The sequence below is a fragment of the Kitasatospora xanthocidica genome, assembly GCF_014656195.1.
GTDB classification, from domain to species: Bacteria; Actinomycetota; Actinomycetes; order Streptomycetales; family Streptomycetaceae; genus Kitasatospora; species Kitasatospora xanthocidica.
Map to the genome: position 1 here is coordinate 98,040 of NZ_BNBY01000003.1, position 15,898 is coordinate 113,937.

General features: G+C 74.6%; 7 protein-coding genes. 4 read left to right on the plus strand and 3 right to left on the minus strand.

The genetic code is table 11. The annotated features are described in order from the left end of the window. Window positions 1–101: 101 nt before the first annotated feature. From IE332_RS06700 to asnB, 3 genes are read right to left on the minus strand one after another with little or no spacing between them, the layout of a single operon-like run. Window positions 102–1,838, minus strand: a complete 1,737-nt coding sequence (locus IE332_RS06700; protein WP_189914214.1) for a non-ribosomal peptide synthetase — start codon at window positions 1,836–1,838, stop codon at window positions 102–104. Further along, the gene (locus IE332_RS06705; RefSeq protein WP_189914215.1) at window positions 1,835–2,620 is read right to left on the minus strand and encodes an aspartate/glutamate racemase family protein; all 786 of its coding nucleotides are present in this window, start codon (window positions 2,618–2,620) and stop codon (window positions 1,835–1,837) included. Before IE332_RS06705 ends, IE332_RS06700 begins: the two co-directional genes overlap by 4 nt. After that, window positions 2,617–4,509 carry an asparagine synthase (glutamine-hydrolyzing) gene (gene asnB, locus IE332_RS06710; protein ID WP_189914216.1) on the minus strand — a complete coding sequence of 631 codons (1,893 nt, stop codon included), beginning with the start codon at window positions 4,507–4,509 and terminating at the stop codon, window positions 2,617–2,619. The genes IE332_RS06705 and asnB overlap by 4 nt, the downstream gene beginning before the upstream one ends. A gap of 255 nt (window positions 4,510–4,764) precedes the next feature. Here asnB and IE332_RS06715 point away from each other — a divergent pair, with 255 nt between their 5' ends. From IE332_RS06715 to IE332_RS06730, 4 genes are read left to right on the plus strand one after another with little or no spacing between them, the layout of a single operon-like run. Beyond that, entirely contained in the window at window positions 4,765–6,627 is a 1,863-nt protein-coding gene (locus IE332_RS06715) for a carbamoyltransferase family protein (protein ID WP_189914217.1), read from the plus strand. Next, entirely contained in the window at window positions 6,617–9,340 is a 2,724-nt protein-coding gene (locus IE332_RS06720) for a condensation domain-containing protein (RefSeq protein ID WP_189914218.1), read from the plus strand. The genes IE332_RS06715 and IE332_RS06720 overlap by 11 nt, the downstream gene beginning before the upstream one ends. Next, a complete protein-coding gene (locus tag IE332_RS06725; protein WP_189914219.1) occupies window positions 9,337–15,633 on the plus strand; it encodes a non-ribosomal peptide synthetase in 6,297 nt (2,098 codons plus the stop codon). Before IE332_RS06720 ends, IE332_RS06725 begins: the two co-directional genes overlap by 4 nt. Window positions 15,634–15,683: 50 nt before the next feature. Then, a complete protein-coding gene (locus IE332_RS06730) occupies window positions 15,684–15,878 on the plus strand; it encodes an MbtH family protein (RefSeq protein WP_189914220.1) in 195 nt (64 codons plus the stop codon). Window positions 15,879–15,898 lie beyond the last annotated feature (20 nt).

Sequence of the window (15,898 nt, forward strand, 5' to 3'; positions counted from 1 at the left end):
GGGTGAGGCCGCCGCGGGAGCGTGCACGGGCGGCGCCTCGGCAGAAGCGCTCGCGGGAGCGTGCACGGGCGAGGCCGTAGCGGAAGTGTTCGCGGGAGCGTTCACGATCCGCTCCGGGCCAGGCGGTCCGTCACGGCCGAGGCGAGCCCGGCGACGGTCGGGTCCAGGAGGAACGCCCGCAGCGGGAGGTCGACCTGGTACTCGTAGCGGACCCGGTCCATCAGCCGGGCGATCGCCAGGGAGTCGCCGCCGAGCAGGGTGAAGTCGTCGTCGCGGTTGACGCCCGCCAGGCCGAGGATCTCGGTCCAGATCGCGGCGATCCGGGTCTCCTCGGGCCCCTGCGGCGGCTGGGTGGCCTCCGCCGCCCGTTGCGGCGCGACCTTCGGCAGGGAGCGGCGCTCCACCTTGCCGTTGAGCGTCCGGGGGATCGCCGCCATCCGGACGAACACCGAGGGCACCAGGCCGGGTGCGAGCCGCCGCGCGGCGTGGGCGCGCAGCTCGGCGTCGTCGACGTCCGGGGCCACCACGTAGGCGACCAGGGCGGTCGACCCGTCCTCGGTGACCGCCGCCGAGCAGACGTCCGCCACCCCGGGGTGGCCGCGCAGGGCGTTCTCGACCTCGCCGAGGTCGATCCGCACGCCGTGGACCTTGACCTGCTGGTCGCGACGGCCGTACAGCTCCAGCGCCCCGTCCGGGCGGAACCTGCCGAGGTCGCCGGTGCGGTAGCTGCCGGCCGTGCCGCGCCACTCCTCCTCGCCGAGGTAGCCGAGCAGCGGGAACGGGACCTCCAGCTCCACCTCGCCGAGCGCGTCCGGCGCGTCCCCGGGCCCGGTCAGCACCCGGACCGCCACGCCCGGCAGCGGCCGGCCGACCGGCACCAGCCGGGCCTGGGCGTCCTCGGCCGTCGTCCGGTGGTACAGCTTGGTCATGGTCGTCTCGGACGGCCCGTACAGGTTGACCAGTTCCTTGCCGTCGCCGAACAGGCCGCGCCACCACGCGACGTCCGCGGGGTGCAGCTGCTCGCCGGCGAGCAGCACGGCGCGCAGGGCGGGGAAGGAGGCGGGGGTCAGCGCGGCGGAGCGCAGGGTGCGGAAGAGGGTCGGCACGCAGTGCAGGACCTCGACCTCGTTCTCGGTGAGCCAGCGCGCCAGGCCCTCGCCGACCGGCGCCCCGGCGGCCGGGTTCACGCAGACGGTGCCGCCCGCGCACAGCGGGGTGAAGGCGTCGCGCAGGAAGGCGTCGAAGCCCGGGGAGGTCAGCTGGGACACCTTGGTGCCCTCGCCGATCCCGAACTCGGCGATCTCCCAGTCGACGAAGTGGTGGACGGCCCGGAGGCTGCCGCGGATGCCCTTCGGGCGCCCGGTCGTGCCCGAGGTGAAGTAGACGTAGCCGCGGTCCTCCGGGGCGGCCCGCTGCCAGGCCTCGGCGGACCACGCGCCGGACTCCACCGTCTCCGGGCTCACCAGCCGGGCGCCGTCAGGCAGTTCGCGCCCCGCGAGCGCCTCCCGGCCCGCCGCGTCGGCGACGACCGCGCCCGGGCGGAGCGCGTCGAGCACCCCGTCCAGGACGGCGGCGGGCAGCCGGGGGTCGACCGGTGCGAAGGTACGGCCGGCGGCCATGCAGCCGAGGACGGCCGCGATCACCTCCACCGGGTCGGCGCAGGAGAGCAGGACCGGGTCCGCCGGCCGCCCGATCTCCTCGAAGGCTGCCTGGTAGCCGGCCACCCGGCCCGCGAGCTCCCGGTAACTCACCTCTCCGGCACCGGACTTCACGGCGCACCGGGAGCCGTCGCGGGCCAGGCTGTCCGCCCACCGCCCCAGAACCGTCGGCGTTGTCATATGGATCCATCCCTCATTCGCTGTGCGATGACGGTCATCGGGTCGATGCTGGGCAGGTGCCGGGTCAGCCCGCGGGCCTCGATCGCCCTGGTCACCAGGTGCAGTTCGGTGCAGCCGGCGACGAACGCGGTGGCCCGGTACTTGGGCAGCAGCGCGCGGACGAAGTCGATCGTCGCGAGCCGGTCGCCGTTGCGCTTGAGCCGGTAGACGTGGCGGTGCAGCCGCTCCTGGTCCTCCTCGTCGGGCAGGACCAGGCGGTGCGCGAACTCGGGCCAGCGCTCGTGGTCGGTGAAGACTCCGGCGAGGACGCTGCCCCGGGTGCACAGCACCAGGTGGCGGCCGGGGCGTTCGGCGAGCTGCTCGAAGACCAGGTCCACGAGGGAGACGCAGCGGGAGCGCAGCCGCTCCGGCAGCAGCCGGATCGCGGGGTGCGCGGTGATGCAGGCCACCACGACGACGTCGGCGCCGGCGGTGAGCAGCCGGTCGACCGAGTCCTCCAGTGCCGCGCGCACGAGGTCGACGGTGCCGGACTGGATGGCCGTGGTCCGGTCGGCCACGGCCGGGTCGGACCAGAGCAGGATCCGCGCGGCGAGCTGCTCGCGCTCGGGCGGTTCGAGGCCGTACACCGTGTTGAGCAGTTCGGTGGAGGCCAGCGGGCCCATGCCGCCGATCACGCCGATCAGCGGTCGGCGGGCGCCGGGCTCGCCGGGGCGCGCGGGGGCGTCGGCCGCCCGCGGCCGTACGGCGCCCGGCGGGGGCGTGGTGACGCGTTCTCGGGTCATCCCAGGCACGGCAGGCCGAACTCCTCCAGGAAGATCGCGAAGGTCGCGATGACGAGCAGGTAGTCCGTGTCCAGGTGCGGGTGCACGGTGCGGGCGCCGGAGGTCTGCCGGCGGATCAGCTCGGCGACGACGTCCGGGTCGAAGTAGCCCTGCCGGCGTACGGTCGCGGGTGAGAGCAGGTCGTTGAACCACTCGTCGCCGGCCAGCAGCAGTTCGGTGCTGGTCTGGCTGCGGAAGCCGAACTTGCGGCGGTTCAGCACCTCGGGCGGGACGAGGCCCTCGGCCGCGCGGCGCAGCACCGCCTTCTCCTGGCCGCCGGCCGTCATCAGGGACGGCGGGACCTCGGTCGCGTGCCGGACGACGTCCCTGGCCAGGAACGGGAAGCGCATCTCGACGGAGCTGGCCATGGCCATCCGGTCGCCGTGGTCGCCGAGCAGGTGGTCGGCGAGGCGCAGGTGGAAGTCGAGGTAGGAGCGCTGGTGCAGGGGGTGGCGCCCGATCAGGCGCTCCGGGTCGACCAGGCGCTGGGAGGTGACCGAGAAGCCGTCGAACTCCTCGGCGAGCGGGCCGCTGTAGAGCTGGCGGCGCAGGTCGTGGGCGGGGAACTGGTCGTTCTCGTAGCGCAGGTCCAGGCCCCACATCCGGTGGGCGGCCTCGCGTTCGAGCTGCTCCTCCAGGAGGTCGCCGGACCCGCGGCCCGGGCCGCCGGCGTCGAGCAGGTAGCCGGGGTAGCCGCCGAACAGCTCGTCGGCGCCCTCGCCGCTGAGCACCGCGACCGTGCCGGTGGCGCGGACCTTGCGGGCCAGCAGCATCGAGCAGACGTTGTAGGACTCCTTCACCGGGGTCTCGGCGTGCCGGACCATGCCGCTGAGCAGGCCTGCGGTGTCCGCGGCGTCGACCGGGACCTCGTGGTGCCGGGTGCCGATCTTGCCGGCCACCAGCCGCTGGTAGCGGGCTTCGTCGATGCTGCTGCCGGGGAAGGTCACCGCGTAGCTGGGCCACTGGTGGTCGGGGCGTTCGGCGGCCAGGAGGGCGCCGATCAGGCTGGAGTCCAGGCCGCCGCTGAGGTACGTCCCGACCGGGACGTCCGCGACGGAGCGGGAGCGGACGGCGGCTTCGAGCAGGTCCCTGGTCCGGTCGGCGTGGCCGTCGAACACCCGCGGGTCGGCGAGCGCGGCGGCGTCGCGGCGGCGGGCCTCGTCGTCCCAGAGCGGGTAGTCGAGGTCCCAGTAGCGCTCGGTGCGGTGGCCCGAGCGGTCCGCGACGAGCCGCTCGCCAGGGCGCAGTGACCGGATGCCCTCGAACATCGTCCGGGGGCTCACCAGCCCGGGCAGCGAGAGCACCTGGTCGAGCCCGCGCAGGTCGACCCGGCGGGCCACCAGCGGGTGCCGGAGAATGCTCTTGATCTCCGAGGCGAAGACGATGGTCCCGGCCACCACGGTGTAGAACAGCGGCAGAACTCCGCAATGGTCGCGGGCGAGCACCAGACGGTCCTCGCGCCGGTCGTAGAGGGCGAAGGCGAACTGCCCGTCGAGGTGGTCGGTGAGTTCGGTGCCGTATTCCTCGTAGAGGTGGACCAGGACCTCCGTGTCCGATCCGCCCCGGAATCGGTGGCCTTTTCTCCGGAGTTCTTCCCGGAGGCTCCGGTGGTTGAATATCTCGCCGTTGCACACCGAGACCACGGAGGAATCCGGGGTGCTGTGGGGCTGTCCGCCGCCGGCCAGGTCGACCAGTGAGAGGCGGCGGAAACCGGCGGTGAACGCGCCGGTCTCACAGGTGGCGTGCGCGTCTGGCCCCCGGTGCACCAGCGCGTCGGTCATGGCCGTCAGGACGTCGGGGTCCAGGCCGGCCGGGTCGTCGAGTCCGTAAACCCCGGCTATTCCGCACATCGAGCTCAGGCTCCTATCACCCGGTCGCTCACACGAATCCTGACGGAATCCGCTGCTCCTTCGATATCTCCGCCGGCCACATTAGGAGCGGCGCCGCGCACGGGTCAACGATTTGCCACTCGTCCTTTCGGCCGGAATCCCGGCCCTACCGAAGTACAGGTCGGTTCCGGACCTACGGGCGGCGACGTGCGGGGATGTCCCGGCCTAGCGTGAAGGCCGAACGATTTCGGGCGGCAACGAGGTGAGGTTGGAGACATGCGCGTCCTCGGTTACAGCGGGCTCAACGGTGGACTGGAATTCAAGCGGGAGTCTTTCCCCGGGCTCGATCCCCGGCTGCACAGGTTCGCCCAGGGCTACGACTCGGCGGCGGCCCTGGTGATCGACGGCGAGGTGGTGGCCGCCGCCGCGGAGGAGCGGTTCACCGGGGAGAAGACCACCGGGTCGTTCCCCGTCAACGCGATCGAGTTCTGCCTGGCGCAGGCCGGTCTGGGTCCGGACGACATCGACGTCCTGGCGCACGGTTTCGCCTACGGGGAGCCGGCCGGCAGCTTCGGCAGCACCTACTCCTCGACCCGGTTCCGCGAGGTGTACTCGACCGGCTCGCAGCTCGCGCTGGCCGAGAAGTTCCTGCCCGGCCGGCCCTGGGCGGACCGCTTCCGGCCTGTCCCGCACCACCTGGCCCACGCCGCCAGCACCTTCTACCCCAGCGGGTTCGAGGACTCGCTGATCGTGGTGAGCGACGGGATGGGCGAGTCGGAGAGCCTGACCGTCGCGGTCGGCCGGGGCGAGTCCATCGAGGTGCTGCAGACCGTCCCGGCGATGCACTCGGTCGGGATCCTCTACAGCCTGGTCACCCACCACCTGGGCTTCGTCCCGTTCATGGACGAGTACAAGGTGATGGGCCTCGCGCCCTACGGCGACCCCCAGCGCTACTACGACCGCTTCGCCGCCATGGTGCGGCTGCGCGAGGACGGCACGTACACCGTCCCCGTACTGGCCCGGGACCGCACGTCCTTCGAGCACGAGACCCACGAGGGCGTGCTGCGCGAGCTGGCCGCCGTGCTCGGCCCCGCCCGGCTGCCGGGGGAGCCGTCGACCCAGGACCACGCCGACATCGCCGCGGCCCTGCAGGCGATCACCGAGCAGTCGATGCTGCACGTCCTGCGGGCGGCCCGCGAGCGCACCGGCCTGAACCGGCTCTGCCTGGCCGGCGGGGTCGCGCTCAACTGCACGCTCAACGGCCTGGTCTCGCGCAGCCGCCTGTTCGACGACATCTTCGTCCAGCCGGCCTCCAGCGACGACGGCACCGCGATCGGCGCCGCGCTCGCGGCCGACGCCGCCGCCTCCTCCCGGGCCGGCCGGATGTCCATGCCGTACTGGGGGCCCGGGTTCTCGGACCACGAGCTGTCGGCGGCGGCCGGCGAGCCGGAGGGCTGCACCGTCGAGGAGTTCGCCACCGACGCCGAGCTCGCCGAGCGCGTCTCGGAGCTGCTGGCCGAGGGCAACATCACCGCGTGGGTCCAGGGCCGGATGGAGTTCGGCCCCCGCGCGCTCGGCAACCGCAGCATCATCGCCGACCCGCGGACCGAGGCCATGCGCGACCGGCTGAACGAGGTGGTCAAGGAGCGCGAGAGCTTCCGGCCGTTCGCGCCGGTGGTCCGGGTCCAGGACGCCGGCGACTACTTCGAGATCGCCCCCGGCACCGAATCCCGGTACGCCCACATGCTGTTCGTGACGCAGACCCGCGCCGAGCAGCGCGACAACCTCGGCGCGGTGACCCACGTCGACGGCAGCGCCCGGGTCCAGGTGCTCCACCAGGAGAGCAACCCGCGGTTCTTCGAACTGATCAGCGCGTTCGGCCGCCGCACCGGCACCCCGGTGGTGCTGAACACCTCCTTCAACCTGCGCGGCCAGCCGATCATCGCGACCCCGGAGGAGGCCCTGCGCACCTTCCTGCGCTCGAAGCTGGACGCCCTCGTCCTCGGCCGCACCGTCATCGTCAAGCACGTCAAGGGCGCCCCGGCCGTCCCGGTCGCAACGGTCGCCGAGGACGCCCAGGTCGCGACGAACGGCAAGGACGCGAAGGACGGCAAGGAGTCGATCGCCGATGTCGGCTAGCCTCTTCCAGCCCCGGCAGCCCGCCGCCCACGCGACCCTGCCGCCCGACCGGCCGCGCCCGCCGGTGACCCAGTTCCGGCGCGCGACGGTCAGCCTCGACAGCGCCGCCCTCGCCGAGGGCGTCACGGAGGTCGCGGACCGGTACGGGATCGAGCCGCAGACGGCGGCGGTCGCCGCGGTCGCCGCCGCCCTGGCCGCCCGCCACCACCGCGGCCGCACCGCGCTCGCGGTCGGCACGGTCCTCGGACCGGTCCGACTCCTGGACGTCGAGGTCGAGTTGGGCGGCCGGTCCGCGGCGACGGTGACCCTCGGCCGGCTGGACGCCGCGTTCGAGACCGACCTGGAGACCGACCTCGGAGCCGGGCCGGAGTCCGCCGCCCGCTCCGGTGTCGCGGTGCTGTTCGGGCGCCCGGCCGAGCAGTGGCGGGGCATCGGACCCCAGCTCGCCGACCGGGACCTGGTGCTCAGCCTCGACCCGGACCGCAAGGAGGCCGGCTGCGAGTTCGACCGCGACCTCTACGACCCCGCCACCGTGACGGCCTTCTGCGAGTCCGTCCGGCAGGTGCTGGTCGCGCTGCTGGACGCGCCGGAGCTGCCCGTCCTCGACATCGAGGACGTCGAGGACGCCGAGGACATCGAGCAGGACCCGGCCCAGGCCGCCCCGCTGGCGCCCGGCACCGCCGAACTGACCGCCGGCGAGGGAGTCCTGGCGGGCATCTGGGCCGAGGTGCTGGACGTCTCCCCCGCCGAGATCGACACCGACTCCGACTTCTTCGCCCTGGGCGGGCACTCCCTGCTCGCCGCCCGGGTCGCCATGCGGGCGGGCACCGTCTTCGGCGTCGAGATCACCGTCGAGGACCTCTTCCACCGCCCCACGCTGTCCGGGCTCGCCGAGTGGATCGAGCGGGCCGCGCCCGCCACGGCCCGGCCGATCCCGGCCGCCCCGGCCGGCGGCGCCCAGCCGCTCAGCTCCGTACAGACCGGGATCTGGCTCGCCGAACAGCTCAACCCGGGCGCGGCCCAGTACAACTTCCCGCTGTCCTGGCGGCTGCGCGGCACGGTGGACCCGCAGGCGCTGCGGCGGGCCCTGGACGAGCTGGTGCGGCGTCACGAGGCGCTGCGGCTGCGGATCACCGAGTCGGAGGCCGGCCCGGTCCAGACCGTCGCCCCGGTCGCGGCGGCGCCCTTCGAGACCGTCGAGCTGCCCGGGCTCGACGAGGCCGGCCTCGCCGACCTGGTCGAGCAGACCGTCAACGCGCCCTTCGACCTCGCCGAGAGCGCGCTGCGCGCGGTGCTGGTGCGCCTGGGCGCCGACGACTGGGCCTTCGTCCTGGTCGTCCACCACATCGTCTGCGACCAGTGGTCGCTGGCCCACCTGGTCGACGAGCTCGGCGCGCTGTACGCCGGCGGGGAGGCCGCGCCCGACGACGGCCCCCGGGACGGCTCTCCCGCCGGCTACCTGGACTACGCCGCCTGGCACCGGGACGTGCTGGCCGAGCGGCTGCCCGCGCTGCGGGACCACTGGCGGGAGAGCGTCGTCAACGCCCCCGAGGTGGACCTGACAGCCCTGCACCGCGCGGCCCCCGGCCCCGGCCTGCGCGGCGGCTGCCACCGCTTCGAGATCCCCGCCGGGCTGCTCGGCGAGGTCGAGGCCCTCGGCCGGAGCACCGGCACGACCCCGTTCATGGTGCTCTACGCCGGGTTCCTCGGGCTGCTCCACCGCTACTCGGGGCAGCACGACCTCACCGTCGGCACCTCCGTCGCCGGCCGCAACCACCCGCAGCTCGAAGCCTCGGTCGGCTCCTTCGTCAACCTGGTGCAGCTGCGCACCGGGCTGGCCGAGGGCCTGCCGTTCCGCGAGCTGCTGGACCGCGCCCGGACCACCGTCATCGACGCCTACACCCACCAGGACTACCCGCTGGAGACCGCGCTGCGGGAGCGGCGGATCCACGGCGCCCAGGGCTCGCCGCTGACCTCGGTCATCTTCGAGCTGCTGAACGTCGACCCGGTGCGGCTCTCGCTCCCGGGCGCCGCGGCCGAGGAGGTGCCGGTCCGGGTCCGCTCGGCGAAGTTCGGGCTGATGGTGACGCTGGAGACCACCACCTCCGGGACGATCGGCAACCTCGAGTACCAGGCCGACCGTTACGACGCCGCGCGGATCGCCCGGTTCGTCGAGCACTACCTGTCGCTCCTCACGGCCGTGGTCCGGGACCCGGAGCTGCGGGCCGACAGGTGGCTGCCCGCCGGGGAGCCGGCCGACGCCGGGATCACGCCCGGCCCGGCCGCGGCGGACCCGGCCTCGGTGGACCCCGCCTCGGTGGATCCGGCGGAGACCGGCCGCCCGGAGCCGGAGGCCGACGAAGCGGCCCCGGCGTCCAGCCGGCGCGCCGCCCTGGAGACCGTCCTGGCCGACCTCTGGGCCGAGGAGCTCGGCGTCGACAGCATCGGCGCCGACCAGGACTTCTTCGCCCTCGGCGGCTACTCGCTGACCGCGACCCGGATCGTGGCGCGGCTGCGGCGCGAGCTGTCCGTCACGGTGCCGCTGCGCGTCCTGCTCGTCGACGGGACGCTCGCCGCGCTGGCGACGTACATCGAGGAGCACGAGCCCGACCTTCCGGGCCTGCACAGGACCATCAGGGTCATCCGGCTGGCCCGGGCGGACGAGCACCGGCAGCGGCAGACCGCCGATCAGGAGAGGAGTGGAGCGTCATGACCGACTCGCTACCCGTGTCGCCGACGCAGCAGGGCATCTGGCTGGCCGAGCAGGTCAACCCGGGGCAGCCGGTCTACAACGTGCCGGTCGCGCTGCGCCTGCGGGGCGCACTGTCCCCGGGCGGGCTGCGGGACGCCCTCGCGGCGCTCGTCCGCCGCCACCGGGCGCTGCGGACGAGGTTCTCCTCCGTCGCGGGCCTCCCCCGCCGGACCGTCCTCGACCACGCCGACATCCCGGTCCGCGAGCTCCGGCTGCCCGACGAGGCGGCGGCCCGGCGGGCCATGGCCGAGGAGATCGCGCGTCCCTTCGCCGTCGCCACCGACGCGCTGCTGCGGGTGTCCGTCCTCCGGTACGCCGAGGACGAGTGCTTCCTGCTGCTGGTCTCCCACCACCTGGTGAGCGACGGCTGGTCGGTGGACGTCCTGCTGGAGGACCTTGCCGCGCACTACCGGCCCGGCACCGACGCCGCACCCGTGCCCGTGCCCGGCGAGGCGTCGCAGGAACCCGAGCTCGAACCGGTGGACGCCGCCACGGCCGAGGAGAACCTCGCCTTCTGGGAACGGACCCTGCGCGACGCCCCCGCGGCGACCGAACTGCTCGGCTCGGGCGGCCGGGCCACGGCCCGCACCAACCGGGGCACGACCACCCGGTTCACCCTGCCCGCCCAACTCTCCGCCGCCGTCCGCGCGTTCGGCCGCACCCACCGGGTGAGCCCCGCCGTGACGCTGCTCGCCGGGTTCGCCGCGCTGCTCACCCGCTACTCCGGGCAGCAGGACCTGGTCATCGGGACCTCGCTGGCCGGCCGGGACGATCCGCGGACGGACCGGCTGGTGGACTGCCTGGTCAAGGTGGTCCCGCTGCGGATCACCGCCGGCCCGGGCACCGGCTTCGCCAAGCTGGTCGGCACCGCCCGGGACGCGTTCCTCGACGCCCTGGAGCACCAGGACGTCGCCCTGGAGGAGCTGGCCCGACGGCTCGGCACCGACCGGGACGGCTCCCCGCTGTTCCGGATCCTGTTCGGCTACGCCCGCGGGCACGCCGCACCGCCGATGGCGGGGCTGGAGACGGCCCACGTCCCGGTGCACACCGAGACCGCCAAGTTCGACCTCACCTGGAACGTCAACGACGACGGCGAGCGGATCGAGGTCGAGGTCGAGCACCGGACCGAGCTGATCGACGCGGAGCTGGTCGGCCAGCTGGCCGGGCACTGGAGCCGGCTGCTCGGGTCCCTGCTGGCCGAGCCGGACGCGCCCGTGGCGCGGGCCGAGCTGCTGTCGGCCGAGGAGCGGGCGCAACTCGTCGGGACGGCCCCGGCACCGCGGGTGCGGACGTCGGCGCCGGAGCGGTTCGCCGCGCGGGTGGCGGCGGCCGGCGACCGGGTCGCGGTCACCGACGGCACCGGCACCCGACTGACCTACCGTCAGCTCGACGAGCGCGCGGCCCGGCTCGCCGCGCTGCTCGCCGGGGAGGGCGTCCGGCGGGGCGACCGGGTCGGGCTCTGCCTCGGCCGCTCCGTCGACCTGGTCGCCGCCGTCCTCGCCGTCTGGCGGCTCGGCGCCGCCTACGTCCCCGTCGACCCCGACAACCCCGCGGAGCGGCTCGCGTACGTCCTCGGCGACGCCCGGGCGCCGCTCGTCCTCGCCGACCCCGACACCGCCGGGCGGGTCCCGGAGGGCCCCTGGCGCACCCTCGTCACCACCGGGGCGACGGAGGCCGCGCACACCGGGCCGGTCCGGCCGGCGGCGGGCGAGGCCGCCTACGTCATCTACACCTCGGGCTCCACCGGCCGGCCGAAGGGCGTCGAGGTCACCCACGGCAACCTGGCCGCGCTGCTGGACGCGGGGGCGGAGACCGTCGGCCTGCACGACACCGACGTCTGGTCGCTGTTCCACTCCTTCGCCTTCGACTTCTCGGTCTGGGAGATCTGGGGCGCCCTCGCCCACGGCGGCCGCCTGGTGGTCGTCCCGCGCGACGTGACGCGCGACCCGGCGGCCTTCCGCGACCTGCTGGTCCGCGAGCGGGTCACCGTCCTGAACCAGACGCCCTCCGCGTTCCGGCAGCTGGTGACCGAGGACGAGCGCCACCCGCGGGACGAACTGGCGCTGCGCCTGGTCGTGTTCGGAGGTGAGGCGCTCGACCTGGCCTCCGTCCGCAGCTGGTGGCGCCGCCACGCGCCCGACCGCCCGGTCCTGGTCAACATGTACGGCATCACCGAGACCACCGTCCACGTCACCTGGCAGGTCCTGGACGAGGAGCGGCTCGGCTCCAGCAGCAGCCCGATCGGCCGGGCCCTGCCGGGCTACCGGGCGCTCGTGCTGGACGGCCACGGCGAGCCGGTGCCGGTCGGCGTGCGGGGCGAACTGTACGTCGGCGGCGAGGCGGTGGCCCGGGGCTACCTCGGACGACCGGACCTCACCGCCCAGCGCTTCGTCCCCGACCCGTTCACCGACCTGCCCGGCGCCCGGCTGTACCGCAGCGGCGACCTCGCCCGCTGGACCGCCGCCGGCGAGCTCGAGTACCTCGGCCGCGACGACGACCAGGTCAAGATCCGCGGCTTCCGGATCGAACTCGGCGAGGTGGCGGCCGCGATCGGCCGGCACCCGTCCGTCCGGGGCGTCACCGCGGTGGTCCGCGAGGACTCCCCCGGCGACCGCCGGCTGGTCGCCTACGCGGCCTGCCCCGAGGGGACGGACGCCCAGGAGCTGCGCGACTTCGCGGCCGGGCACCTGCCCGCCCACATGGTCCCCGCCGCGGTCGTGACCCTGGAAACCCTCCCGCTGACCCGCAACGGGAAGATCGACCACGCCGCCCTGCCCGCACCGGAGTTCTCCGGCGACGCCGCCGCCTACGTGGCACCGCGCACCCCCGCCGAGCAGGCCCTCGCCGGGATCTGGGCCGAGATCCTCCAGGTCGAGCGGGTCGGCGCCGAGGACGGCTTCTTCGACCTCGGCGGCGACTCCATCCGGGCCGTACAGGTGGCCGCCCTCGCCCGGGGCCGCGGCCTCGGCATCGCCGTCGCCCAGATCTACCGGCACCGCACCCTCGCCGACCTGGCCGCGGCCGCCGACACGGCCGAGGACCGCGCGCGCACCGAGCCCTTCCAGTTGCTCTCCGCGGCCGACCGGGCCCGGATCGCCGACGGCCCCGGCGCCGGCCTCGACGACGCCTACCCCATGACGGCGCTCCAGGTCGGGATGATCTACCACATGGCGTCCGACCTCCGGGTGCTCCCGTACGTCAACGCCGCCAGCTACCGGCTGCCGTACCGGTTCGACGAGGAGGCGTTCGGCCGCGCCGTCCGGGCCGTGGTCGCCCGGCACCCCGTCCTGCGGACCGGCTTCGACCTGACCGGCTACGGCGAGCCCCTGCAACTCGTCCACCGCGAGGCCGAGCTGCCGGTCCTGGTCGAGGACCTGCGGGGGCTGTCACCGGCCGAGCAGGACCGGGCCGTCGACGAACTGATGGAGCGCGAGCGCCGCCCGTTCGAGCTGGAGCGGCCGCCGATGCTGCGCTTCGCCGTCCAGGTGCTCGGCGACGACAGCTTCCAGTGGACGCTGGTCGAGCACCACTCCATCCTCGACGGCTGGAGCCTGTGGTCGACCATCACCGAGATCCTGCTGCACTACACCCGGCTCCTGGACGGCGAGGGCCTGGCCCAACTCCCGCCCCCGGCCTCGGCCTACCGCGACTTCGTCGCCCTGGAGCAGCGGGCCTCGGCCTCGCCCGAGGCCCGGCGGTTCTGGTCCGAGACGCTGGCCGGGCACACCCTGCCGGAGCTCCCGGCGCTCGCCGGGCAGGAGCCCACGCCGGCCGGCCAGGAGCTGCGCGGCGACGGCGCCAGCGGCGTGGTCGGCGGGTACGGCTGGCGCGACGCGCACCTGCCGGCCGACCTCGGCCCGCGGGTCGGGGCGCTGGCCAAGCGGCTCGGCGTGCCGGAGAAGACCGTCCTGCTCGCCGCGCACCTCCAGGTGATCGCGGCGCAGACCGGCCTGGACGACGTCTGCTGCGGCGTCACGCTCAACGGCCGGCTGGAGGAGACCGGTGGGACGGAGGCCCGCGGGCTGTTCCTCAACACCGTGCCGTTCCGGCTCGCGGTGGGCGGCGGACGCCGCTCCGACCTGGTCCGCCGGGTCTTCGAGGCGGAGGCCCGGATCCTGCCCCACCGTCGGCTGCCGCTGGCCCGGATCCGGCAGCTCGCCGGCGGGCGCGACCTGTTCACGACCAACTTCACCTTCAACAACTTCCACGTCATGCGCGACACCATGGGCGACGGCGCCCACGCGGACCTGCTCAGCGGCCTCGGCGAACTCACCGCCAGCCGCCGGGTGGAGCCGGCCGACGTCCCGCTCACCGTCACCTTCTTCCGCAACCCGCTCACCGACGGGCTGCAGCTGTGCATCGACTACGACGCCAACCGGCTGAGCCCGGCCCAGATCGAGGAGATCGCCGACCAGCACGTCCGGGCGGTCGAGTCACTGGTCGGCGACCCGGACGGTGAACTCGCCGCCCCGGTCACGGCGCAGGCCCTGCCGCGCGCAGAAGCCGTCGCACCGCGGGACGCCGCTCCGCGGGACGTCGCACCGCAGGGCGTCCTGGCGCGCTTCGCCGCGCAGGTCGCGGCGAACGGTGACGGCACCGCCGTCGCCGACGCGACGGGCGGCCGGCTGACCTACCGCGAGCTCGACGAGCGCGCGGCCCGGCTCGCCGCCCTGCTCGCCGGGGCCGGAGTGGGCCGCGGCGACCGCGCCGGGATCTGCCTCGGCCGCACCGTTGACATGGTCGCCGCCGTCCTCGCCGTCTGGCGGCTCGGCGCCGCCTACGTCCCGGTCGACCCCGACTACCCGGCGAGCCGGATCGAGTTCGTGCTCAAGGACGCGGACGTCCCGCTCGTCCTCACCGACCCGGACACCACCGGCCGCATCCCGGACGGCCCCTGGCGCACCCTCGACACCACCCTGGCGACGGACGCCGTCCACCCCGGGACGGTCCGCCCGGAGGCCGCCGAACTCGCCTACGTCATCTACACCTCCGGCTCCACCGGCACGCCCAAGGGCGTCGAGGTGGAGTGGCGGTCGCTGGACAACCTGGTGGCCGTCGCGGACGAGGTGATGGACCTGCGCCCCGAGGACCGGCTGCTCCAGTTCGCGTCGCTGAGCTTCGACGTGTCCGTCGCGGACCTGGTGTCCGTCCTCACCACCGGCGCCACCTTCGTGGTCTCCCCCGGCGGGGCCGACCGGGTCGGCGAGGGGCTGGTCGCGGCGATCCGCGCGCACCGGCCGACCGTCGTCTCGATGCCGCCGAGCGTCCTGGCCGGCCTGGAACCCGGTGACCTGCCCGCGCTGCGCCGGGTCGTCGTCGCCGGCGAGGCGCTGCCGGCCCCGCTGGCCGCCCGCTGGGCCGCGGTGGCCGAGCTGGTCAACGCCTACGGCCCGACCGAGGCCACCGTCTACGCGACCGCCCACCGCTGCGCCGCCGACGGCGAGGTACTGATCGGCCGGGCCGTCCCCGGCGCCGTCGCCCACGTCCTGGACGGGACCGGACGGCCGGTGCCGGCCGGGGCGCGCGGGGAGCTCTGCATCGGCGGCACCGGTGTGGCCCGCGGCTACCTGGGCCGTCCGGGCCTGACCGCCGAGCGCTTCGTCCCGGACCCGTCCGGCGCGGTGCCCGGGGCGCGGCTGTACCGGACCGGCGACGTCGCCCGGTGGACGGCCACCGGTGAGCTGGAGTACCTGGGGCGCACCGACGACCAGGTGAAGATCCGCGGCCTGCGGATCGAGCTCGGCGAGGTCGAGTCGCACCTGCGGGCGCACCCCGGCGTCGCCGCGGGCGCCGCCGCCGCGCTCGGCGAGGGCGCGGAGCGCCGGCTGGTGGGGTACGTCGTCCCGGCCGCCTCCGCCACGGTCTCGGCCGAGGACGTGCGCGCCTGGCTGGGCCGCCGGCTCCCGGCGTACCTGGTGCCCTCGGCGGTGGTGGTGCTGGACGCGCTGCCGCTCTCGGCCAGCGGCAAGGTGGACCGCGCGGCGCTGCCGGCGCCCGTCCGCCCCGCCGCCGACCCGGCCGGGCAGGTGGCGCCGCGGACCCCGCTGGAGGAGACCCTGGCCCGGGTGTGGGCGGAGATCCTCCAGGTGGAGCGCGTCGGCGCGGAGGACGACTTCTTCGACCTCGGCGGCGACTCCATCCGGGCGGTGCAGATCGCCTTCCGGATCAAGCGTGAGCTCGGCCTCGCGCTCAAGCCGGTCGACGTCCAGCTCCACCCCACGGTCGCCGAACTCGCGCACCACCTCTCCGACTGACGTTCCGTCCATACCTGTTCAGAAAACCCATTCCGCTTGTGGAGGTTGCCATGTCCAACGACGAACTCGACCTGGACTACAAGGTCGTGGTGAACGACGAGGAGCAGTACTCGATCTGGCCCGAGGACCGGGACAACCCGCCCGGCTGGCAGGACGCCGGCGCCCGGGGCAAGAAGCCGGACTGCCTGGAGTGGATCGAGCGGAACTGGACCGACATGCGGCCCAAGAGCCTGCGCAGCGCCTAGTCACCATCGTTCGGGACGGA

Excerpts from the sequence above, each read along its gene's own strand:
- IE332_RS06700 (WP_189914214.1), bottom strand. The coding sequence starts at position 1,838 with ATGACAACGCCGACGGTTCTGGGGCGGTGGGCGGACAGCCTGGCCCGC.
- IE332_RS06705 (WP_189914215.1), bottom strand. The coding sequence starts at position 2,620 with ATGACCCGAGAACGCGTCACCACGCCCCCGCCGGGCGCCGTACGGCCG.
- asnB (WP_189914216.1), bottom strand. The coding sequence starts at position 4,509 with ATGTGCGGAATAGCCGGGGTTTACGGACTCGACGACCCGGCCGGCCTG.
- IE332_RS06715 (WP_189914217.1), top strand. The coding sequence starts at position 4,765 with ATGCGCGTCCTCGGTTACAGCGGGCTCAACGGTGGACTGGAATTCAAG.
- IE332_RS06720 (WP_189914218.1), top strand. The coding sequence starts at position 6,617 with ATGTCGGCTAGCCTCTTCCAGCCCCGGCAGCCCGCCGCCCACGCGACC.
- IE332_RS06725 (WP_189914219.1), top strand. The coding sequence starts at position 9,337 with ATGACCGACTCGCTACCCGTGTCGCCGACGCAGCAGGGCATCTGGCTG.
- IE332_RS06730 (WP_189914220.1), top strand. The coding sequence starts at position 15,684 with ATGTCCAACGACGAACTCGACCTGGACTACAAGGTCGTGGTGAACGAC.